19 protein-coding genes, 1 tRNA gene and 1 other RNA gene are annotated in these 23,153 nt (G+C 49.1%); 12 read left to right on the top strand and 9 right to left on the bottom strand.

From position 1 onward, the window contains the following. Positions 1–64 precede the first annotated feature (64 nt). The gene (locus Dvar_RS21090; protein ID WP_419663925.1) at positions 65–1,141 is read left to right on the top strand and encodes a SprT-like domain-containing protein; all 1,077 of its coding nucleotides are present in this window, start codon (positions 65–67) and stop codon (positions 1,139–1,141) included. Further along, entirely contained in the window at positions 1,138–2,145 is a 1,008-nt protein-coding gene (locus Dvar_RS21085) for a gluconeogenesis factor YvcK family protein (RefSeq protein WP_419663924.1), read from the top strand. Before Dvar_RS21090 ends, Dvar_RS21085 begins: the two co-directional genes overlap by 4 nt. Here the strand turns inward: Dvar_RS21085 and ispD are convergent. From ispD to hisB, 9 genes are all read right to left on the bottom strand, one after another. Further along, the gene (gene ispD, locus Dvar_RS21080; protein WP_419663923.1) at positions 2,137–2,859 is read right to left on the bottom strand and encodes a 2-C-methyl-D-erythritol 4-phosphate cytidylyltransferase; all 723 of its coding nucleotides are present in this window, start codon (positions 2,857–2,859) and stop codon (positions 2,137–2,139) included. The two genes, Dvar_RS21085 and ispD, sit on opposite strands and share 9 nt — an antisense overlap. Next, positions 2,856–4,160, bottom strand: coding sequence for an HPr family phosphocarrier protein (locus Dvar_RS21075; RefSeq protein WP_419663922.1), 1,305 nt, complete (start codon positions 4,158–4,160; stop codon positions 2,856–2,858). The genes ispD and Dvar_RS21075 overlap by 4 nt, the downstream gene beginning before the upstream one ends. Before the next feature lie 51 nt (positions 4,161–4,211). Further along, an RNA gene (gene rnpB / locus Dvar_RS21070) (RNase P RNA component class A) lies at positions 4,212–4,589 on the bottom strand. A gap of 5 nt (positions 4,590–4,594) precedes the next feature. After that, the gene (locus tag Dvar_RS21065) at positions 4,595–5,323 is read right to left on the bottom strand and encodes a zinc ribbon domain-containing protein (protein ID WP_419663921.1); all 729 of its coding nucleotides are present in this window, start codon (positions 5,321–5,323) and stop codon (positions 4,595–4,597) included. Between the two features lie 20 nt (positions 5,324–5,343). Then, positions 5,344–6,159 carry a Nif3-like dinuclear metal center hexameric protein gene (locus Dvar_RS21060; RefSeq protein ID WP_419663920.1) on the bottom strand — a complete coding sequence of 272 codons (816 nt, stop codon included), beginning with the start codon at positions 6,157–6,159 and terminating at the stop codon, positions 5,344–5,346. Between the two features lie 193 nt (positions 6,160–6,352). After that, positions 6,353–6,425, bottom strand: a tRNA-Ile gene (locus Dvar_RS21055). Positions 6,426–6,556: 131 nt separating this feature from the next. Then, the gene (gene rpoD / locus Dvar_RS21050) at positions 6,557–8,329 is read right to left on the bottom strand and encodes an RNA polymerase sigma factor RpoD (protein ID WP_419664141.1); all 1,773 of its coding nucleotides are present in this window, start codon (positions 8,327–8,329) and stop codon (positions 6,557–6,559) included. A 179-nt stretch (positions 8,330–8,508) separates the two neighbouring features. Then, complete coding sequence (gene dnaG, locus Dvar_RS21045) at positions 8,509–10,308, bottom strand: DNA primase (protein WP_419663919.1); 1,800 nt, start codon at positions 10,306–10,308, stop codon at positions 8,509–8,511. 395 nt (positions 10,309–10,703) lie between these two features. Continuing rightward, on the bottom strand, positions 10,704–11,291 hold the full coding sequence (gene hisB, locus Dvar_RS21040) for an imidazoleglycerol-phosphate dehydratase HisB (RefSeq protein WP_419663918.1): 588 nt from the start codon (positions 11,289–11,291) through the stop codon (positions 10,704–10,706). Positions 11,292–11,615: 324 nt separating this feature from the next. On the opposite strand from hisB, the gene lysS reads away from it, so the two are divergent. The 10 genes from lysS to lpxB all read left to right on the top strand — a co-directional run bounded on the left by lysS (position 11,616) and on the right by lpxB (position 23,063). Beyond that, the gene (lysS, locus tag Dvar_RS21035) at positions 11,616–13,094 is read left to right on the top strand and encodes a lysine--tRNA ligase (RefSeq protein WP_419663917.1); all 1,479 of its coding nucleotides are present in this window, start codon (positions 11,616–11,618) and stop codon (positions 13,092–13,094) included. 71 nt (positions 13,095–13,165) lie between these two features. After that, the gene (locus Dvar_RS21030; RefSeq protein WP_419663916.1) at positions 13,166–14,407 is read left to right on the top strand and encodes a lipoprotein-releasing ABC transporter permease subunit; all 1,242 of its coding nucleotides are present in this window, start codon (positions 13,166–13,168) and stop codon (positions 14,405–14,407) included. Positions 14,408–14,435: 28 nt separating this feature from the next. Next, positions 14,436–15,137, top strand: coding sequence for an ABC transporter ATP-binding protein (locus Dvar_RS21025; protein ID WP_419663915.1), 702 nt, complete (start codon positions 14,436–14,438; stop codon positions 15,135–15,137). 158 nt (positions 15,138–15,295) lie between these two features. Further along, positions 15,296–17,947, top strand: a complete 2,652-nt coding sequence (gene bamA, locus Dvar_RS21020) for an outer membrane protein assembly factor BamA (protein WP_419663914.1) — start codon at positions 15,296–15,298, stop codon at positions 17,945–17,947. A 124-nt stretch (positions 17,948–18,071) separates the two neighbouring features. Continuing rightward, entirely contained in the window at positions 18,072–18,623 is a 552-nt protein-coding gene (locus Dvar_RS21015; protein ID WP_419663913.1) for an OmpH family outer membrane protein, read from the top strand. A 19-nt stretch (positions 18,624–18,642) separates the two neighbouring features. Beyond that, a complete protein-coding gene (gene lpxD / locus Dvar_RS21010; protein ID WP_419663912.1) occupies positions 18,643–19,689 on the top strand; it encodes a UDP-3-O-(3-hydroxymyristoyl)glucosamine N-acyltransferase in 1,047 nt (348 codons plus the stop codon). Between the two features lie 29 nt (positions 19,690–19,718). Beyond that, entirely contained in the window at positions 19,719–20,150 is a 432-nt protein-coding gene (gene fabZ / locus Dvar_RS21005; RefSeq protein ID WP_419664140.1) for a 3-hydroxyacyl-ACP dehydratase FabZ, read from the top strand. A gap of 1 nt (position 20,151) precedes the next feature. Continuing rightward, positions 20,152–20,922: an acyl-ACP--UDP-N-acetylglucosamine O-acyltransferase gene (lpxA, locus tag Dvar_RS21000; protein WP_419663911.1), complete on the top strand. Its 771-nt coding sequence runs from the start codon at positions 20,152–20,154 to the stop codon at positions 20,920–20,922. Positions 20,923–20,960: 38 nt separating this feature from the next. Further along, on the top strand, positions 20,961–21,917 hold the full coding sequence (locus tag Dvar_RS20995) for a Gfo/Idh/MocA family oxidoreductase (RefSeq protein ID WP_419663910.1): 957 nt from the start codon (positions 20,961–20,963) through the stop codon (positions 21,915–21,917). Between the two features lie 15 nt (positions 21,918–21,932). Beyond that, the gene (lpxB, locus tag Dvar_RS20990; protein ID WP_419663909.1) at positions 21,933–23,063 is read left to right on the top strand and encodes a lipid-A-disaccharide synthase; all 1,131 of its coding nucleotides are present in this window, start codon (positions 21,933–21,935) and stop codon (positions 23,061–23,063) included. Positions 23,064–23,153: the final 90 nt, after the last annotated feature.

The following is a 23,153-nucleotide window of genomic DNA, read 5'->3' as shown; positions in this document are numbered from 1 at the left end:
GCAGACGAATATAAAGAAAAGCACTGCGATACAATCGGCTTTCGAAAATCAGGTGATCCGCGGCTTGATCGCCGAATGGGAAAATGCGTGCTGGTTGTTGCCCCCACCCTTGCGGCAATCGATCAGGCGCCCGCTTTTTTCGATCCGCGCGATGCCTCAACGGTTGGGATGCTGGGACCCTGCCAAACGTGAAATTATCTTAAGCAGTGAACTCGTTTCGAAGCATGGCTGGGATGATGTCAAGGACGTCCTTTTGCATGAAATGGCTCATCAGGTGGCCCATGAGGGACTGGCCGGCGCCAAAGAAACCGGTCACGGCAGCAGTTTCAAGCAGGTTTGCCGTTTTTTAAGCGCCAACCCGCGAGCCTCGGGGACCTACCCGACCCTTCATGAGCGGCTCAATCAGGGCGATCCATTGGATGATAATGATCGCATGGTGATCCGAATTCGCAAGCTCATGGCCCTGGCTGAAAGCAGTAACCCCAACGAGGCCCACGCCGCCATGCGCAAGGCATTTGATTTGATTCGGCGTCATAATATCGATCTGATCAGTCACGGCCAGGATCAACGCTACACGAGCATCTTTTTAGGGCGTCCTCGCCTGCGGCATTTCCGTGAAGCGTATCATCTGGCGCATCTGCTGCAGGACTTTTACTTTGTTCAAGGGGTGTGGGCACAGGCCTGGGTGCTGGAAAAGGGCCGCATGGGACGGGTGCTGGAGATCAGCGGATCCGTTCAAAATGTTCAGATTGCCGAATATGTCCATGCCAGCGTCCACCGTTATATCGACAATACCTGGGCCGATTATTGCCAGGATAAAAAATTGAACCGATACCGAAAGACCGATTTTGCTGTCGGCGTCATCGCGGGGTTCAGAAGCACGTTACAACAGGCGTCTATCAGCACGCAGCAGGTGAATGATACCGGCCTGCCCATGTGCGTTGACGACAAGTTGACCCGTTATCTGGCCCGGCGTTACCCCCACTTACGCTCGTTTTCGCGAAAAGGCCCCAGTCACGATGCCCAAGTGCTGTCCGATGGAACCCAATGCGGCAAGAAACTGGTCGTTTCCAAAGGCATCCGGAACGCTGCAGGATTCAACAATCAGGTATTGGAATACCACGGGAAAGGATCCTCGTGACCGAGAAATGCGCTGCCCTTAAAAATACACTGAATGTCGTGACCATCGGCGGTGGCAGTGGCCAGTTTGCCCTGCTGTCCGGACTGCGCCAGCTGACCGGTATCCGTATCAGCGCGGTGGTATCCATGATGGACAGCGGCGGCAGCACCGGACGGCTTCGCGATGAACTGGGCACACTGCCTCCCGGTGACATTCTTAAGTGTATCCTGGCCCTGTCTCCTCACCAGGACGTCGCCCGGTCGATCTTTCAGAAGCGATTTAAAAGAGACCGGCGTCTGAAGGGACATAACGCCGGCAACATGCTGCTGACCATGCTCTCGCGTTACACGGGAAGCTTTCCAGCCGGTGTGCAGGCCCTGGCCGAGATACTGGATGTCAAAGGCCAAATTCTGCCGGTCACCATCGACCGCGCCACCCTGGTGGCCGAGTTGACCGACGGCAGCCGCATTTTCGGCGAAAGTGCCATTGACATGCCCCGGGGGCATCAACGTGAAACCATCCGGGATGTCTACCTGGTTCCTCACCACAGTGACACGATTTCGGTCTTTCCGCCGGTGCTCAGAGCCATTGCCAAGGCTGACATCATTATTCTTGGACCGGGCGATCTGTTTACCAGTATTATCCCCAACCTGTTGGTTCCCGGGCTTTGTGAAAAGCTCAGAGAAGTATCCGCGCCCATGTATCATGTGGTGAATATCATGACCAAATATGGAGAGACGAATCATTTCCAGGCCTGCGATTTTATTGCCACCTTGGAAAGCTTTATGCGATGCAAAATCACCTCAGCCATCGTCAACAACCATCGTCCTGACAATCGTTTACTCAAGCTTTATCGCAAACAAAAATCTGAATTTGTGGAAATCGGGTTGGTCGATAACCAGTGTAAAATAATTGCCGAAGATCTGTTGGAAACATCCGGCGACATTATCCGCCATGATCCGCAAAAGCTTGCCGGCCTGTTCGCACGCATTATGTTTGGTGGTTTACCACACCCCTCAAGTTAGATGGAATTCTAAACTGTCCTGCTGCATCATGCCCCAGCGCTTGAAAATGGCCTGGGCAACGATCAGGTCATGGGGGGTGGTAATTTTTATATTGTCGGGGTCACCGGGGACCACGATCACTGACGCGCCGAATTTTTCGGCAACGGATGCATCGTCTGTTGCAACGAAATTGTTGCGCGCCGCATCATGATGGGCGCGCCGGATCAACTCAATGGAAAATGTCTGAGGGGTCTGAGCCAAACGGATCGTCTGCCTCTCTACGGTACCGACAATGACGCCGTTTGCATCGACCTGCTTTAAAGTATCGGTGGCGGGGATGGCCGGGATACAGGCACCTGTGGCCTGTACCCCCTTAAGACAGCGCTCGATCAGCGAGGATCGGACAAACGGCCGCACCCCATCATGGATCATGACGATACCGCTCTTCGCCTTCAAACTGTTCAACCCATTCAACACCGATTCCTGTCGACGTTTTCCACCCGCCACAAGCTGAATGTCGTGCGCCAGAGACAACGGCGCCAGAACATCGGTTTTACACTTTTCCAGGTCTTCTCCGGGAACCACCAGGCAAATCTGGTCAAAATCGGCGCACCGGTCAAACGCCATCAGTGTATGGCAAAGCAGGGGCAGTCCAGATAGATGCAGGTATTGTTTCTTTTCCGGCGCCTGCATCCGGGAGCCGCTACCCCCGGCAACAATCACAGCGCAGATCATTTCAGATAACTTAATTCGCTGGGAAGCGGCACCCCTTTGCCCATGGTGTCTTCACCATAGTTGACGCTGGCCAGGATCTGAATATCGGCCAGGGCACGACTGTCTCCCTCAAAGACGACCTCGGTGATCTCTTCCTTCTGAATTTTTCCTCCCGCCCATTGAATATCAAGCACACTGCTGGCGTCAAATCGATCCTCACCCACAACCAGTTCCACATGGCCGCCGAAATGTTGCACAATTTTGGCCACCAGCAGGCTGGGCCGGCTGTGAAATCCCAGCTTGACCGGAATCCCCACGATGATCGAGCTGCGCTCAATATTTTCATTGAGGATGTCCCGGGCCATCTTTTTTCCTGAATTGAGGTAGTGGCAGGCATAATACAGGCCGTAATTGATAGTTCGATCAAGCAGCATCATGGGGTCGACTAAAGATGTCATCGTATCTTGCACGCGCTTATAGGTATTTTTATAACCGGCTTCATACAGGTGGCGCTCATAAAAATGGAGCAAACGTCCCATCATTTGCAGAAGGTGAAAAACAACTGAAAAATAGCTCCTCAATGATTTCAACTTGCGATCGCCAAACCGAAAGCCGCCATGGATAACGTAGGTGTCGAACGATGATTGAAGATTATGCACCAGCATTTCAAAACGCCGGATTTCCACCTCGTTCACCTTTTCCGGCACCATTGCGATCATCTCTTCATGTTTATAGGGTTCGTAAAACCCCAAGGGATCAAATGTGTTGGCTATGCTCAGAAATTCATTGGCGATCTTAACGATGTTACGTTTCTGGACGTCCTTGGCATCATCGTCAATGTCGTATTTCAGCATTTCTCCGGTAGTGATGCCGGGGAAATCCTCAGGACCGAAAGCATCCATCGGCATGGCAATATTCAGCCGTGCCGCTTCATCGATAATGACCGGTGACAGGTTACGAAGCACGGTGTTGAGCGACCGGTTGGTTTCTTCACCCGCTTCCCGGAAGTCATCCGTATCGGGGATATCATAAAAAACCAAACGGTTGAGAATATGCTTCTGCGAGTAAGCGCCTAAACTCAAATGCCTGACACTGGCGCATAACTCACGGTACAGGTACCAGTCTTCACTGTTTTTCGCGCCGTGGAAATCAAGGAAATCTTCGAGCACCTGCGAGGTACTGATCAATTTGGAGTATAGCTTTTTGGTAAAAACATGGTCGGGTGTCTGGCGATTCGAAATGTAGGCGCAACACTTCAGGTAATCGGAAGAAAAAATGCGGACCTTTTCGGCAAAAGAAATATCACAATACGAACCGTTCACAGCAGGGCTCCATTCATGAAATTATGCATATTCATTGTAGACAGGAATAGCGGTTGGAGTACGCCGTAAGCCGAATTTTGTCCCCTCGGCCGGTTACCCGTACCGAAGGTGGCGATCATTCATCTGGGATGCCGATTGCCCGGCACCTCTAGCAACCTACCCGGGAGCTTGGACGGGCCGCCCTCAAGCACTCCCCTATTTGGTCTTGCACCGGATGGGGTTTACCCAGCTTCCTCGGTCACCCGAAGAACTGGTGCGCTCTTACCGCACCGTTTCACCCTTACCGCGCCAATGGCGAGGCGGTTTGCTTTCTGTTGCACTTGCCTTCACGTCACCGTGACTCCACGTTATGGAGCATCCTGCCCTGTGGTGTTCGGACTTTCCTCCAGTCCGGCAAAAAGCCGAGCCAGCGACCGCCTGGTTTACTCCAACCGCTAATCACTATCCTTGTCTTTTTCTTTCCAGTAAATGATTCGATGGCAATGTGGACAAAAGCGAACTTCATCATACCGTCGCAATTCATTGTACAATTGCGCAGGGATATTCAGGTGGCATCCCATGCACACTTCCTGTTCAACGGGAACCACGGCCATCCCCCGCACTTTCGTCTTCACATCGTCCAAAATCGTTATGATTTTCGGATCCGCACTGGCTTGGATCTGCGCCTTTTTTTCCTGTAGCTGCCCAACGGCCTGCGCTTGCTGATCAATACGACCTGTAATGATAACCTTTTTTTCGTTACAAGTCTGAACAAACTGAGCCAATTGCGTTTCTTTCTGCTTGACAACCGCCTCCTGGGATTCCAGTTGGTCAAGCAGCTCAATCATGCGGTCTTCAATGCCTGAGTTCTTTTTTTGAATCTCCTCAATCTCTTTCAGGGTCGATTGATATTCCTTGTTGGTCTTAACAGCCCTGAGCTTCTCATTGCTTTTTTCGATTTTTGCGGCATTATCTTTGGATTCTGATTCGAGCTCACGGTAGGTTTTCTTCAGTTCGTCCAGCGCCTTTTTTTCTGCGGCCACCTGTGTTTCGTGCTCGGCAGAAGCCTGGCCAAGAGAGGAGGCCTCATCCTTCAATGCAAAAATTTGCCGCTCGGTTTTGAGAATTTCGGATTCAACACCCTGCAGAGCGACTAAGATCCTAATCTGCCCCTGAATATCCATCTCTTTAAAAGTCCCCCGTATTAAAGCTGATGAAATGGGTCGGTCTCAATGGTCGCAGCCTCCACCGTTACATCCAGGCCCCGCGTCTGGCTCACATCGCGAATGGATGCGGCCAGTGCATCGACAACCAATCGTTCGGACCCAAAATGGCCGATGTCAATCAAACCAATGCTGGCCTGCTGGGCATCCCTGGCGGTATGATATCCCAAATCACCACTCACGTAGACCTGTGCCCCCGACGCCAGCGCGGCATCCAAGAGGCTACCGCCACTGCCAGAGCATACAGCAACAGTGTTGACCTGTTGATCCAGGTTTCCGACCACTTTCAGACTCCCGATGTTCAGCGACTTTTTTAGTTGTTCGGCAAGGGTGCCCAGGCGAATGGACGCCGGCAGCGTGCCCACCCGTCCCAATCCCGTATCGTTATTGGATCGATCGGCCTTTGCCGGCTGAGCAAGCACGCACAAATCACTCAATCCGATGCGCGACGCCAAGACATCATTCACCCCGCCGACAGCGCTGTCTAAATTGGTGTGAGCGCTGTAAATGGCTAACTGGCATGACAAGGCCTTTTGAATAATGCGCCCCAAAGCAGTTTGACAATCAATGCGCTTGATCGCCTTAAAAAACAGTGGATGGTGGGTAACCAATAAATCGACATGGTTTGCACATGCCTGGTCCACGACCTCTACCAAGGGATCAAGGGACGTCCAGATCTTTTTTACCGGCCATTGACGGCTTCCAAGCTGAAGACCGACATTATCCCACGATTCGGCCAGATGAACGGGTGCGATCCGATCAAGAACACGGATAAATTCAGCAACGTCACCTGTCATCCCCTCCCCCCTTCCGGCGCGGCTAACCATATGGTTAAATCCAAAATTTGAAACACTCAGCTCGGGTACAAAAAAGGCGCGGTAGCTAAAAAATATTCACCACGCCGTTTCGTCTTATTTTCCCCGGCAGTGCCAAACGATGTGTGTCCCTGCCGAAATACCAGGACAACGGCACTGAATCTGGGTGTTAAAGTGGGCCCACCTGGGATCGAACCAGGGACCGACCGGTTATGAGCCGGTGGCTCTGCCAACTGAGCTATGGGCCCGTAGTATTTTTTTAAACAATCTTTGAAAATTGTTGGTAATCCAATAAGTGGACTAAATCATCAATTGCGATCGTTTACCTACTCTCGTTAACGTGACTTGTCAAGCAAATGAATGCCAAATATGTCTGTGTTTAACTATCGATAAAGCTTTTCAGTTTACGACTGCGTGTCGGGTGCCGAAGCTTCCTTAACGCTTTGGCCTCGATCTGGCGGATTCGCTCGCGGGTCACCGTGAAATCTTGGCCCACTTCCTCCAGCGTATGATCGGCCTTTTCACCGATGCCGAAACGCATCCGCAGAACTTTTTCCTCACGTGGTGTCAGTGTCGCCAGCACTTTGCGTGTTTGCTCAGCCAGATTCATGCTGACCGCTGCTTCGGACGGCAGCATAAATTTCTTATCCTCAATAAAATCACCAAGATGACTATCTTCTTCTTCGCCGATGGGGGTTTCCAGACTAATGGGCTCTCTGGCAATCTTGAGCACCTTGCGAACCTTGTCGATGGGAATTTCCATTTTTTCAGCTATTTCTTCCGGCCTGGGCTCCCGTCCGAACTCTTGGACCAGATAGCGAGAGGTACGAATCAGCTTGTTGATCGTCTCGATCATGTGTACGGGAATGCGGATGGTACGGGCTTGATCGGCAATGGCACGGGTAATGGCCTGACGAATCCACCACGTCGCATAGGTACTGAATTTATACCCCCTGCGGTACTCAAACTTGTCGACCGCCTTCATCAGGCCGATATTGCCTTCCTGAATGAGATCCAAAAACTGCAGTCCGCGGTTGGTGTATTTTTTGGCAATACTCACCACCAATCGTAAATTGGCCCGAATCAATTCGCTTTTGGCAAATTTTGCTCGCAGGCGCCCTTCATCGACACTGGCCATCACTCTTTTCAGATTACGGTTATTGGCTTTAAAATCGTTTTCTTTTTCAACCAGTTCATCGGTTATGGATTTCAAATGGTCGTAAATAAGGCCCAATGATTCTTCGTCCAGGCTGGACTGGGACACGGCCCATTGCAAAAACGCATCCCTTGACGACAGATTATCGCGCAAATCCCTTATGGTTACCCCCAGCGCATCAGCCGTCATGGCAATCAGTCGGTTCTGGGAATCAAACCAATCAATCAGTTGCCGAATATGGGCTTCGATACGGTCGATCACCCCGCCCTCAAGCCGCCACCCTTTAAGCAGCTCAAAAATTTTATTGTTACGCCGCATAATGCAGCGCCGGACCCGACGGGCCTCGTCGGGTTCCATGTTTTCGGTGAACATGCGCTCACGATATTGTTGATTTTCATTGTTCACGTCGCGGATATCAGCAATGGTACCCAGGAAATTATCAATCTGCACCATTTCATCCACGTAAGCATCGCCTTCATCCACATCGCGCAGAACGTGCTTTGGCCGCAGGGCCCCTTTTTCGATCAAATCTCCAAAATCAAGGATGTATTTCACCCCCAAGGATGTTTCCAAAAGGGCCTTGAGTACGTCCTGTTCACCCTCTTCGATTTTTTTGGCGATTTCGACTTCCCCTTCACGGCTGAGCAAGGTGACCATCCCCATCTCGCGAAGGTACATCTTGACCGGGTCGGTCACAGATCCGAAATCTGATACCGTCACCGCCTTGTTGAGGGTTTCTTTTTTTTCAGGAGCCTGATCTTTTCTGGCCGCCCCATCTTCGTTCTCGATGATTTCGATGTCCATGTCATCGAACATCATCAATGTATCGTCGATCATTTCCGAAGACATCATCTCGTTGGGCAGGGCTTCGTTGATCTCATCATAGGTCAACGATCCCTGCTCCTTGCCCTTTTCAATGAGGGCTTTGATCGCCTTCTGATCATTCTTTTTGATCGCGCCTTTTAACTTTTCCGATTTTGTGGTCTTCCTGACCATATCAGCAGCAGACTTGCCACCGCTTCCAGCCTTTTTCTTGACTGTTGTTTGTTGCGTCTGCATTATTGTCCGCTCACGTTTTTCATCGGATTCTTTGGTCATTCCCTATGCCTCCTGAAACAAAGCAGGATGTTACTCAATTCATCAATCGTACACGGTATCCTGAAAGACGACCAACCTTAATGGCCGCCTTTTTTCCCCATTCGCTCCAAGGCCTGATGCTGTTTTTGTTTTAAAAGCTCGGCCAGAAGATCCTGATCTCCATTTTTTTCTGCCGCTTGAATACGCTTCAAGAGCACATTATCCCTGCGGCGGGTGCTGTTTTCAAATTGATTAATCAGGTTCATACACCCACTGCGATCCCAATGCTCATCCGCCAGGCAGAGCCTGGCAACCGCGGCTTTTCTTTCAGGCTCGTCCCATTGGGATAGCAAACTAGCCACATCCCCACCTGCTTTTCCGAGATTTTCGATGATTCCCCGCCCAACATCTGCCAGCAATGGATCCGTAAAATTGTCCATTAGTTGTCGCTGTGCGATCACTTCGACCATTTCAGGGAACTGAAGCATCATGGTCACCATCTTCTGTTCCAGTCGATAGGTTTCACCGCGTACGGGCGTGGCGTTGGTTCCCCTTTTCTGTCTATGATCGTCCGGCAGCCGTGTCCGATTTTGAATTGGCTGTCGAACCTTTTGCAAAATAGCCGATTCTTTTACATCGATCCTTTCTGCCAAATACTTGACCTGTAATGACCGCGCAACCGGATCATCGATGGCCAACAGCGCCGATTTCAGGTCATTGACAATACGCACCTTACCATCAATGCCAAGCCCGTATTTCTCCACGGCGGTTTCCACCATGAACGTCATCATATGCATGGCCTTTTCAGCCGCCAGTAAAAATTTCTCAGGGCCATGGGCCATCAAAAAGGAATCTGGATCATGCCCTTTGGGAAGCACCAAAATACGCGCTTCCAGAAGGCCTTTTTGAAAAACGGTTACACTTCGTTGAGCCGCTTTGACTCCCGCCTGATCCGAATCATAAACCAAAATTGCCTTTCCCTGGGAACCGACATATCCCTTCAACATCTGTACATGGGATGCGGTTAACGCCGTCCCCAATGTGGCCACCGTATTTTGCATGCCAAACTGATGCATGGCCAAGAGATCAAAGTACCCTTCGACCACATACACCGTCCGGGTTTTACGGCACTGCTGACGGGCGCAATGCAGACCGTACAGCGAATGGCTCTTGTTATATACAGGTGTATCCGGACTGTTCAGATATTTTGGCAGCGCATCGTCCATGACGCGTCCACCAAATCCCAGCAGTTGATTCTGCCCATCGAAAATGGGAAAGGTGATCCGGTTACGGAAACGATCATAAAAGCCGCTCCCAGACTTTCGCGGGATAATCAGTCCCGCTTTTAATGCCAGGTCAAGTGGCTTTTTACGGGAGCGAATGTATCGCAGCAAATGGTCCCACCCCTCTGGGGCAAATCCTAGTTTGTAATCTTCAATTGTACTTTTATTCATCCCCCTTTTCAGCAAGTAAGCCATACCATGACGACCTGCCGGTTTACGAATCAGGCAATCCTGGTAAAAAGCCATGGCCTCTTTATTAAGCGTTAGTATCATTTCCCGCTCCGTCAACTTTTTTTTCTCGTGCGGCGAGAGATTGCGGGTGGGAAGATCGATTCCGTAACGCCTGGCCAGCGATCTGGCTGCCTCCGGGAAGGAGAGCCCCTCATGCTTCATAACAAAGCTGAAAATATTGCCGCCGGCACCACAGCCGAAACAATAAAAGATTTGTTTGTCCGGACTCACCGTAAAGGAGGGGGTCTTTTCGGCATGAAAAGGGCATAGACCGACAAAATTGCGGCCCGTACGACGCAAGGCAACACTTTCCGATATGATATCAACAATATCGGATGCGTTTTTTATTGATAGTATTTTGTCGTCAGGAATGTATGCCGCCAAAGAGTGCCGCCTCCATCTCAAATGGATTCGGGATCAAATTTGCTCCGGTAGGACCTTGGCCATTCTCAACAAGAAAATGGTTATGGGCCGGATTGGCGGTGGTATATGCGCCTGAGCATCTGAACTGTAATTGCATGTATTTGGTACATAAGGCTAACCTTTTTTAAATTTTTCAACCTACACTTTGAGCTTTGATTTGTCAATAATTTCTGGCATCCGTATTTGAACTTTCGGCGTATATGCTTATTTTCCTTGAATTTTTTCTTTTTTTTATTACTGGTGTTCAACCGTCCCGTCCGGCAAGCATGCAAAAACGGGTAAAGGCTCGCCAACATGTTGTCATGACTGCCTTATGCGTTGGTGCGGATGCGGTTTTAAAGGGATTGCCGGACCGTTTATAAAACGCCTTTGGTTGATCGAATACCACGACCATCAACATCAATGCAGACCGCCTGTTTGAGCCCACGGCCAACAGATTTATAAATGGCCTCAAGGATATGGTGTTCGTTATCGCCGTATTTCACATTGATGTGTAGATTCATCCCCCCTTTTACCGCAAACGCCCTGAAAAATTCTTTGGCAATGCCTCTGTGAAACGGCCCCTCCGATTCAACGACAGGCGGCAGATGAAAAACCAAAAAAGGGCGATTGGACAGATCAATGGCGACTTCGGCCAGTGCATCATCCATCGGGGTTACAGCAAAACCGTAGCGGCGAATCCCCGCGCGCTCGGCAAGGGCTTGGGAAACGGCGTCTCCAAAAACCAGCCCCACGTCTTCAACCGTATGATGAAAATCCACCGCTAAATCACCCTTGGCGTTGACGCTCAGATCAAATCGACCGTGAACACAAAACAGCTGCAACATATGATCGAAAAAGGGAATTCCAGTATGGATATCGCTTTTCCCCTCACCGTCCAGATTCAATTCGACTTTTATTTGCGTTTCCGTTGTATTTCGTTCAAGACAGCAACGCCTGGCCATGGCGGGTCTCCTTTTTCAAACAGACAGGTTGGTTTGATAACATGGTATGCTGTTTATCGTTAAACTCGAATAAAAGCAAGGTCTTCGATAAATCCATGGGCCATCGCTGCAAAACGTTTACATTCTGTAGAAAATTAGTGGAAAAAATGGCGATCCTTGACACCTTCAGTTAAATGCGATAGCAAAAATGGTTTATGTTTTTTTACCAATTTTTCCACTGGGCCCAAAAAAACCATCGGAATCTTACGTCCGGGTAATAAGGCCTGTTTGAAAAAACGAATACAACCGCAAGCGCTAAAATTATGAGAAGCGGAGAGAGTTAGCATGGACGATGCAAAAGATTTGCTGAGCAAACGAAAACAAAAGGCAGCCGAAATCAATGCTGAAGGCATCAATTTGTTTCCCAATGGTTTCGTTGTCAATCATACCATCAAAGATATTGATAAACATATCAACGGACTGACAGAAGAACAGCATGAGGATGCAACCGAATTCACAGTGGCCGGACGGATGATGGCGATCAACCGTTTTGGGAAATCTGCATTTATCCGGTTCAAGGATAGATCCGGTCTGATGCAGGCCTATGTGCGTAAGGATAAAGTCGGCGACTCGGTTTATCAACTGTTCAAGCGCCTTGATGTGGGAGATTTTGTCGGCATTACCGGATCATTGTTTCGCACCAAAACCGGTGAATGGACAATTCTGGCTATGCAATTGGAACTGCTTTGCAAATCTACCAGACCCCTTCCTGAAAAATTTCATGGTCTCAAAGATCCGGAGAAGCGTTACCGTCAGCGATATATTGATTTGATCATGAATCCGGATGTTCGGGAGCTATTTGTCAAGCGCAGTCAAATCATCCAGGCCCTGCGGTCCTTTTTTTTGGCACGGGATTTTTTGGAAGTCGAAACCCCGATGATGCAGCCGATCCCCGGTGGCGCTGAAGCGACCCCGTTTGTGACGCATCATAATGCGCTGGACATGGATCTTTACCTGCGGATTGCACCGGAACTTTATCTCAAACGCCTTGTTGTCGGAGGATTTGAGCGGGTATTTGAAATCAATCGCAGTTTCAGAAATGAAGGCGTGTCCACCCAGCACAACCCGGAATTTACCATGCTCGAGTTCTATCAGGCCTATGCAACATATGAGGATCTGATGGCATTGACCGAGCAATTGTTCGCTGAAATCGCTCAAAAAGTGAATGGAAGCACCACTGTAACCTATCAGGAGAACACCATTGAACTGGGCGGAAACTGGAAACGGATTTCCCTTTTCGATGCCTTGGAAGAGATCGGTGGCATTGATCCGTCAATTTTAAATGACAAGTCCCGTTTGCTTGAGCTTGCCGAATCAAAAGGGGTGGCGCTAACCAAAACCGGACGTTTAGGCAAAGTCATCACCAAACTGTTTGATGCCCTGGTTGAGCCCAAACTTATCCAACCTACCTTTATAACCAATTATCCAGCCGAGGTGTCGCCACTTTCCAGAAGAAACGATAAATATCCCGAGTTGACTGAACGGTTTGAATTGTTTATTGCCGGCCGTGAAATTGCGAATGGCTTCTCAGAGCTCAATGATCCTGAAGATCAACGCGGTCGTTTTCAACAACAGGTGGAAGATCGCGAGGCCGGCGATAACGAAGCCCATTTCATGGACAACGACTACATTGAAGCCCTGGAATATGGTATGCCGCCAACAGCAGGACAAGGGATCGGAATCGACCGTCTGGCGATGCTGTTGACCGATTCCCCATCGATTCGTGAAGTCATCCTGTTTCCTCATATGAAACCAAGGGCATGACAGCCAAAGGTCGGTAATTAATCCTTGCTGCCACGCGTCAACCGTAAGCCACGATAAGGTCAGGTAATGCCATGTCATTTGTGACGTTTGTATCTGGGCGTTATCTAAGGACGCGCCAAAAACGGGCGTTTATTTCACTGATTACCGTCTTGTCCATCGCCGGCGTCTCGGTGGGCGTCATGGCCCTGATTGTTGTGATTGCTGTCATGGCCGGCTTTGAGTCTGATCTGAAACAACGGATCATGGGAATCCGTCCGCACATGGTCATTACCCAAAAAACGGGAGACTTTGACAATTATCAGCGGCTTATTCGTCAACTTACCCCCACTAAGGGAATCGAAACGGCTTCTGCGTTCATTTCCACCCAGGTTGTTCTGCGAACGGATACACGTGTGGCGGGTGCAGTTATGAAAGGGGTTCAAGTCACCGCTGATGCAAGCGGCATCAGCGGTGTGGACACGCAGTTGTTGGCATCACCATCTGATACAGCTACGCCCCAAAACCACAAAAAAAAACCGTCACTGCCCCGGATTATCATCGGGAAAGAACTGGCAGCCAGCCTGGGGGTAATCCGTGGCGACACGGTCTATATCATCTCCCCACGCGGAATGCTTTCACCCATTGGTCACATGCCCGCCATGGTCAGGTTTCAAGTCGTTGATCTATTTTCGTCCGGCATGTATGAATTTGATGGCACCCTATGTTTCGTCGACCTCATTCAGGCTCAGCGGATGCTCAAAATGTCCGATTCCGTCAGTGGCATTGAAATCCGTGTCGACAACATCGACCGCGTAAGCCAGATTGCCGGCAAAATTGAATCCGTCATCGATGGCGATTATTCCGTCAAAGACTGGAAACAGCTCAATCGCAATCTTTTTTCGGCACTACGATTGGAAAAAACAGTCATGTTCATCATTCAGGCATTGATTGTGTTGGTGGCGGCGTTCAACATTGCCGGTTCACTGGTCATGATGGTGATGGAGAAAAGAAAGGATATCGCCATTTTGAAAGCCATGGGAGCAACGTCCCGATCAATCGGTCGAATCTTTGTTATCAAAGGCCTGATGATCGGTTTGATGGGTATCGCCCTTGGCACATCGGCAGGGGTGGGGCTATGCACGCTGCAAGCGCGCTACGGTCTGGTTCATCTTCCTGCCGACGTCTATTATATCACTACATTGCCGGTCAACCTGAAGCTTTTCGATGTGCTTCTGATCGCAGTCAGCGCGCTGCTGATCTGTCTGGCGGCAACTTTGTATCCGGCGCGCCAGGCGGCCAGGGTGAATCCGGTCGAGGCCATCCGCCATGGCTAATCATTCAAGCAAGGCAAAGGAGAATCGTTTGTCTGATCCTGTGTCTTCCACGTCCCCATTGATACGCGCCTGTGATCTCAGTAAAAGTTACGACCACACCGGGGCCCATATCATGGTACTGGACCGACTGGCATTGAGTCTGAACAGCAAAGAAACCTTGGGTATTGTGGGTGCCTCGGGAATTGGCAAGTCTACCCTGCTCCATATTCTGGGGACACTGGACCGGCCCGATAGTGGTCGATTGGAATACGCAGGGAAAAATGTGCTTGAATGGGATGATACGAAGCTGGCCCGCTTTCGCAACCAAACCATCGGTTTCGTCTTTCAATTCCATCACCTTTTGCCCGAATTCTCAGCCCTGGAAAATACCATGATGCCGGCACTGATCGATGGGGTGGGGAAAAAAACGGCCAAACAAGCGGCCGAAAGGATTCTTGTTCGGGTCGGATTAAAAGACCGTCTGAATCATCGTGCCGGGGAACTGTCCGGTGGAGAGCAACAGCGGGTTGCCTTGGCGCGGGCGCTGGTTCAGCGGCCGGCACTTTTGCTGGCCGATGAACCGACCGGCAATCTGGATCGTAAAAATAGCGATTTGATTCATAATTTGTTAATGGAATTAAATGTGGAATTGGGCATGGCATTGGTCGTGGTCACCCATAATATGGAACTTGCAGCACTGGTTTCCAGACGGGTCACGATTTTAAATGGTGGACTTTGTGAAGTTGATTGACCTCCCGTCTTTTCTACGCTTTTGTGGGGCAATGGGATAAGGACGCTTCTGTTTTTCAAAGGTGACGGGTTGGGGTGTTCCCTTAAAGACGTAATTGCTGACGTTGTGAAGATGTGTACCGGTTGACCGAAAATCTATTTTTCGCCCAGGGAGAACCAATGCTAAGGCGATATACTGTTATTCTATCGATACTTTATTTTGTGGTCCTTCAAGGCACCGCCACTGCGGCGTTGAGTACTGTTCGAGTGCTTGTTTTGCCTTTTACTATTCATGCCGACCAAGACCTGTCCTACCTCAAAACGGATATTCCGAAAGTCATTGGTGAACACCTGGAATCCGAAGGTGCGGTGTTGCTTGAAATAAACGATGCCCAAAAAAATGAGGTGGCAACACAATCATCGAATGTAGATGCGCTTCGCCAGATGGGGCTCGATGTTGGCGCGGATAGTGTTATCTGGGGAAGCATGACACGCATCGGCAACCATATCAGTCTTGATACCAATTTGGTGGAAACCATGGGGGGCAAACCGGTCCAATCGGTCTATGAAGCCGCAACGGGCATGGAAAGCCTCAGAATGGTCACCCAAAAAACAGCGGAAAAATTGGCCAGACAGCTGTTTCATAGAGAATTGATCACCCATGTCCGTATTGAAGGGAACAGGCGTATTGAATCCGATGCTATCGAACGGGTCATCCGCACAAAAGCCGGTGACATCCTGCGTGTCGGTGAACTTTCCAATGATTTGAAGAATATTCATAAGATGGGGTATTTCGATGACATCCGCGTGGAAGCGGAAGACACCGATGGCGGTAAAGCCATTGTTTTTCATGTCAAAGAAAAACCGACCATTCGCAGGATCTCTTTTTCGGGCAATCAGGTATTCAAAGATGAAGAACTCAGAGAAAATATGACGATCAGTACAGGATCCATTTTGAATATCTTCACGATTAAATCCAACATCGAACAGCTTCAAATCATGTACAAGGAGAAAAACTACCACAATATCAAAATCAGCTACGCCGTCCATGATTTGGAAAACAACCAGGCCGATATTGAATTCGTCATTGAAGAAGGCGAAAAGATCAAAATCAAAACAATTACCTTTCAGGGCAACACGACCTTTAGCGATAAAAAACTGAAAAAATGGATCAGCACATCCGAAAAAGGATTTTGGTCCTGGCTGACCTCTTCCGGTGAGTTGAATCGGGAGGATCTCAGCCAGGACGTCCAGCGGCTGATGGCCTTTTATCATACCACCGGATTTATCCATGCCAAAGTTGCCGACCCGATTGTCGATTTCGAAGACAAATGGATTTATATCACCTTTAAGATTGACGAAGGGGAACGATTCAAAGTCGGCACCATGGACGTGGATGGCGACCTGATCCATTCCAAGGACCGCCTGATGCCCGCATTGGGCATTGTCAAGGAGCCCTTTTTCAACCAAGAAACCGTTCGCAAGGATGTTCTCGCCTTGACGGATATCTACGAAGATGCGGGCTATGCCTACGTGGAGATCGTACCGCTGACCAAGGAGCACCCAGACACCCACCTGGTGGATATCACCTATCGCATTAATAAACATAGCAAAGTGTATTTTGAATCCATCAATATTTCCGGCAACACCCGCACCCGTGACAAGGTTATCCGCAGGGAACTGCGTATTCACGAACAAGCGCTTTACAGCGGCCGGGAGCTCAAACGCAGCGTACGCAACCTGCATCGACTGGATTACTTTGAGGATATAAAGGTGGACACCCCCAGAGGCGGCAGCGACGATACAATGGATGTCAATATTGAAGTCGTTGAAAAACCCACCGGCAATTTCACCTTTGGGGCAGGTTACAGCACAGTCGATAAGTTGTTTGTTACCGGTTCCATTACCGAGAAAAATCTGTTTGGAAGAGGACAAATCATCAAACTCAGCGGACAGGTGGGCGGCACGTCAGATCTTTATAACCTGAGTTTTACCGAGCCGTGGATGTTTGACATTCCGCTTCGCGGGACGGCCAATATTTATCGTACAAGGCGCGAATATGATACATACGATAAAACCAGCATGGGCGGCGGCGGCGGTGTCAGTTACCGGATTTTCGATTACACCTGGCTCGGCCTTTCTTACCGCTATGATGTCACGACCCTTGATGATATCGATGATAACGCCTCGGACAACATCAAGGACCTGAAAGGGAAACACGATACCAGCGCCATCACCACCACGTTAAGCTATGATTCAAGGGACAAGGTATTCAACACCACGGAAGGCCAGGATCACCGTTTGTCCTATACGTTCGCCGGCTTGGGCAGTGATATCGGATACCATAAAATTGTTGGCGAACTGGGATGGTATATCCCGGTCTATAAAGGCTTGGTCAGCTTTCTGCACGGTGAAGCCGGACATGTCGAGGAAAGAAGTGGCTACATCTTACCGGATTATGAAAAGTTTTATCTGGGTGGCATGAATTCCTTACGTGGGTTTGATTTTCAGGATGTGAACATTAAAACCACAAACAGTGACGGCGAGGATTCGGAAGAAGGCGGCGAAAAATATGTCCAGTTCAATTTTGAACTCACCTACCCGCTGCTCAAGGATATCGGAATTGTGGGGGTTATTTTCTATGACACCGGAAATGTATTCGCGCCTGACGAATCCATTGCGCTTGGTACACTGCGCCATTGTGCCGGATATGGTCTGCGCTGGTACTCTCCCATTGGCCCCATTCGAATTGAGGCCGGCCATATCCTTGATCCCAAGGAAGGAGAAAACTCTCATGCGAACTGGGAATTTACCATGGGGGCCGCATTTTAGCACGGATTGTTCCTGCAAATCCGTTTTTTTCTCAGAGGCTATTTGATAAATCCGTTAACAAACACGTTTATCATTTTTTTGAAACAATGTTAAAGGGTGCCTGAATAGTTCGACAGGTATAAAAATGAAAGGGGATAATATGCGTTTATCTGGCAAGTGGTTTGTTTTTTTCTTTATCGCTTTGTTGGTTTTCGTAGAAGTCGGTTTGGGTGCCGATGTGGCAAAAATTGGTGTGGTTGATTTCAAACGTGTGATTGAGGGGTCTGAAGCCGGCAAGACCATCAAAGCCAAAATATCTGCCCAATACGAACAAATGGAAGGCGAGCTCAAAGAAAAAGAGTCAGAAATAAAAGAGCTGAAAAAGCGCATGGACCGGGAATCACTGGTTATGAGTAAAGAAATGCGCGAGGAGAAAGATCGCGAATTCAGGATTAAAGTAAACGACATCAAGATGCTTCAGAAAAAATACGAAGCAGAACTTCAAGAGATGAACAAACGCTTGATGGGTGACCTTGTCAAACAAAGCCAAAAAATCATCGCTGAAATTGGAAAGTCGGAGGGCTATTTAGTAGTTATTGACAAATCTGCAGTTCTTTATTCTCCGAGTACCATTGACATTACGGACGAGGTAGTGAAAAGATATAATGCAAGTTATACAAAAACAAAAAACCAATAAGAACAAGTAGGACACTAACGTGAAGGTTGAATACTCACTCAAGCAAATTGCCGATATCGTCGGGGGCCAGCTTTCCGGTCACGCGGAAAAACGCATTTGTGGGGTTGCCCCCTTTGAGATGGCCACCTCAGATCAGATTACCTTTGCCGCTGGAAGCAAGTATCTGAAAAACATCGTAAGCGTTAATGCCGGAGCCGTTATTGTCCCCCAGGCAATCGCTTCGCGATCTGATCTAAACCTGATCGTCACTGATAATCCGCAACTGGCTTTTGCCAAGGTTGTTGGCCTGTTTCAGCCAGAGCATCGGCCGGTAGCCAAAATTGACGATCGTGCGTGGATTGGCACTGACGTTCAATTGACGGACAATGTGTATATCGGCCCCTTTGCAAGCATTGGCGACAGGTCCGCCATCGGTACCCACACGTTTATCCACCATGGCGTTTATATTGGCAATGATGTGATCATTGGTGACGAGACGGTCATTTTTCCCAATGTGACCATCATGAACGGCTGCCGTATCGGCAATCGGGTAACGATTCATCCAGGCACGGTGATCGGCAGTGATGGGTATGGGTTTGTACAAGACGATGGAAAGCATCACAAAATACCACAAATCGGAATTGTCCAGATTGATGATGACGTGGAGATCGGTGCCGGCAACACCATTGATCGGGCAACCTTTGGACGAACATGGATTAAACGCGGGGTAAAAACAGACAACTTGGTTCATATCGCCCATAATGTGGTTGTCGGTGAAGACAGCCTGATTGTTGCCCAGGTCGGGATCGCCGGCAGCACCCAGATTGGTCATCATGCCATCCTGGCCGGTCAAGCCGGGATATCCGGTCATCTAACCATTGGTAACCATGTTACCGTTGGCCCCATGACCGGGGTCGGCAAAGATATCGAAGATGGTCAGGTGGTCTCGTCTGGTTCGCCATCCATGCCGCACAGAACCTGGTTGAGAGTTCAACGCGTTATTCCCAACCTGCCTGAGATGAAAAAAAAGATTGCGGATCTGGAGAAAAAAATCGCTGATCTGGAATCCTTGCTTGATAAACGCTGACTTCTTGCGGAGGCCTTTGTATGGAAACGGTGTTCGATATTAAATCGATATTAGACCATCTGCCCCACCGGTATCCTTTCCTTCTTGTGGACCGGGTGGTCGAATTTGAAAAATCCAAACGCATTGTCGCCTTAAAAAATGTCACCATTAATGAGCCTTTTTTTCAAGGTCACTTCCCAAACATGCCCATCATGCCGGGTGTGCTGATTGTTGAGGCCATGGGACAGGCCGGAGGCGTTCTGGTCACCCAGTCCCTTCCCCCCGAAAAGCAGGGTAATCTGATTCTTTTCATGGGGTTTGACAAGGTTCGTTTCCGAAAACCGGTGGTCCCCGGCGACCAGCTAATTCTGGAATTGGATATGCTGAATTTAAGAACCAGAGCTGTAAAAATGGCCGGGGTTGCCAAAGTCGATGGCAATGTCGTTGCCGAAGCGCAACTATTGGCCGCATATGGAGATTAAAATGATTCATCCCACTGCTATCGTAAGCCCAGGTGCTGTTATCGAAGATGACGTTGAGATCGGTGCATTCTCTGTCATTGGTGATGACGTTACCATTGGCAAGGGGACCCGTATTGGACCCCATGTGGTCATTGATCCACATGTTGGTATTGGACCTGGATGCCGTATTTTTCAATTTGCCGCCATCGGTGCGATTCCCCAGGATCTCAAATTCGGCGGAGAAAAAAGCATGGTTCAAATCGGATCTGATGTGACCATCCGCGAATTTGTAACCATCCATCGTGGAACGGAAAGCGGCGGGGGGGTGACCCATGTCGGTGAAAAATCATTTTTAATGGCCTATACCCATGTGGCCCACGACTGTCGTATCGGCAAAATGGTGGTGCTGGCCAACAACACCACCTTGGCCGGTCATATTACCATTGGTGATCATGCCACGGTGGGGGGACTGGTAGCCATCCATCAATTTGTCCGTATCGGTGACTACGCATTTGTGGGCGGAAAATCAGCCGTGGTCAAGGATGTGCCTCCTTATGTCATTGCTGCTGGTGACCGGGCCATATTGCATGGTCTGAACCGAGTCGGCTTAAAACGGTACGGATTTTCAAATCAAGTGCTATCCGCATTAAAAAAGACCTATCGCATTCTTTTTAGATACGGACTAACAGTCAATGAAGCCATTACCCGCGTTCATGCCGAGGTGGAAATGCTTCCGGAAGTTGAGCATTTCATTGAATTCATCAAGGCCTCTTCCCGCGGTGTCACCCGATAATAAAACGATATCAGCCTCTTTGAAAAATGAGAACTGACATGCAAAAGCTACGAATTGGTGTGGTGGGTGTGGGATATCTGGGAAAATTTCATGCTCAAAAATACTATCATATGCCGGATGTAGAACTTGTGGGGGTCGTCGACACCGACGTCGATCACGGATCAACCGTGGCCAATGAAAACCAAACCACCTATTTTCCCAATCATCAGGCTCTTTTTGGTAAGGTTGACGCCGTCAGTATAGCCGCGCCAACACCCGTTCATTACTCGATCGCGAAAGATTTCCTGACCCATGGTGTGGATGTTCTCATCGAAAAACCGATCACCACTGTTCTTGAAGATGCTGACGATTTAATCGCTCTTGCCGATTCCAACGGATTGATCATTCAGGTGGGGCATCTGGAACGGTTCAACCCGGCCGTAGTGGCGCTCAACGGAAAGATCGACCAGCCTCGATTTATTGAATCCCATCGACTGAGTATATTTCAGGGTCGATGCACGGATGTCAGTGTGGTGCTTGACCTGATGATTCACGATATTGATCTGATTTTGAACCTGGTTCGTTCAGAGCTTAAAACCGTGAACGCAGCGGGAATATCGGTTATTTCCGGCAATATTGATATCGCCAATGCACGTCTTGAGTTTGTAAATGGGGCGGTTGCCAATGTGACCGCCAGCCGAATTTCGGCAAAAAATGAACGCAAACTAAGACTTTTTCAGAAAAATGCCTATATATCCATCGACTTTGCCAATCACAACATCACGCTTGTTCATCCGGATGAAAATCAATCCCAAGGAATTATTCCGGGCATGAAAATCGAGCAACTTTCTTTTGATAAAAGTGATGCCTTAGATGATGAGCTAAAATCATTTGTCCTGGCCGTCAGGAACCGCCAAGCGCCCCTGGTTACCGGGAAAATGGGCCGCGATGCACTGAAAACCGCATTATCCATCATGTCTCAAATCCAAGAAACCAGCCAGCACCTTGTTGGTTGAGAAATAGCGTAAAAAATGCCCGTAAATCGTATGATGATCATTGCCGGTGAGGCATCCGGTGATATGCACGGTGCCAAATTGGCCCAGTCCATAAAAAAAATGGATCACCAGAGCTTTATCTTTGGTGTTGGCGGCAGTGCCATGAAGGCCGAAGGGGTTCAGCTGTTGGTCGACGCCAGCATCCTTTCCGTGGTTGGCATTACAGAAGTTTTTTCCAACCTGCCGACCATATACCGGTCCATGTCAATTGTAAAAAAGGCATTGCGGCAACTTAAACCCAATCTATTGATTCTGATTGACTTTCCAGATTTCAACTTTCACGTTGCTGAATTTGCTAAAAAGCTGGGTATCCCCATTTTATACTACATCAGCCCTCAAATATGGGCCTGGCGCCAAGGACGGGTAAAAAAAATAAAGCGCCTGGTCGACCACATGGCCGTAATCTTCCCCTTTGAGGCCGCATTTTATCGCAAACACCAGGTGCCTGTTACGTTTGTTGGCCATCCCCTGCTGGACAGGATTGCTCCGGTTGCAGCACCGGTATTATCATCTGATTTCCAAGACGCCCCGACCATTGGGCTGCTTCCCGGATCAAGAGAAAAAGAAGTCTCAACCCTGCTTCCGGTAATGCTTGAAGCCTGCAAAAAAATCCAAAAGGTTTACTCAAACGCCCGGTTTAATGTATCTTGCTCTGATTCCATCCATGCAGACCGAATGATGGACATTGTAAACCGCCACAACGCCGACCTCGACGTTGATGTCATCAAAGGCAGGGTTGAACAAGTCATTAGAAATAGCCAGATATTAGTGGCTGCATCAGGTACCGTCACGCTTGAAGCCGCGCTTTACGGGGTGCCAACGGTGATCGTCTATAAAGTATCCCCCACCAGCTACTGGTTGGGCAGACGGCTAATCAAGGTCAAGCATATCGGCATTGTTAATCTCATCGTTCAGAAAAGCCTCTTGCCTGAACTGATACAAGATGATGCCTCACCCGAGAATATTGCCGGTAAAATAATTCAAATGGTCAATGATCCGCGATTATACATGCAGATCACAGACGCATTGTCTCATGTACGAAAACGCTTGGGCGGTTCAGGGGCATCCGATCGGGTTGCCCGGATTGCTCTGAATCTATGTAGATAGAAGACACGCGTTGCCTGTTGCGCAAAAAAACAATCCCCCTGGCAGGAAACTCGCCAGGGGGATTGCTTTACCGGTTGTTTAAATGGTGTT

The organism is Desulfosarcina variabilis str. Montpellier (genome assembly GCF_048565275.1).
Taxonomy (GTDB): domain Bacteria; phylum Desulfobacterota; class Desulfobacteria; order Desulfobacterales; family Desulfosarcinaceae; genus Desulfosarcina; species Desulfosarcina variabilis.
This window is presented reverse-complemented; position numbering and strand designations above follow the sequence as displayed.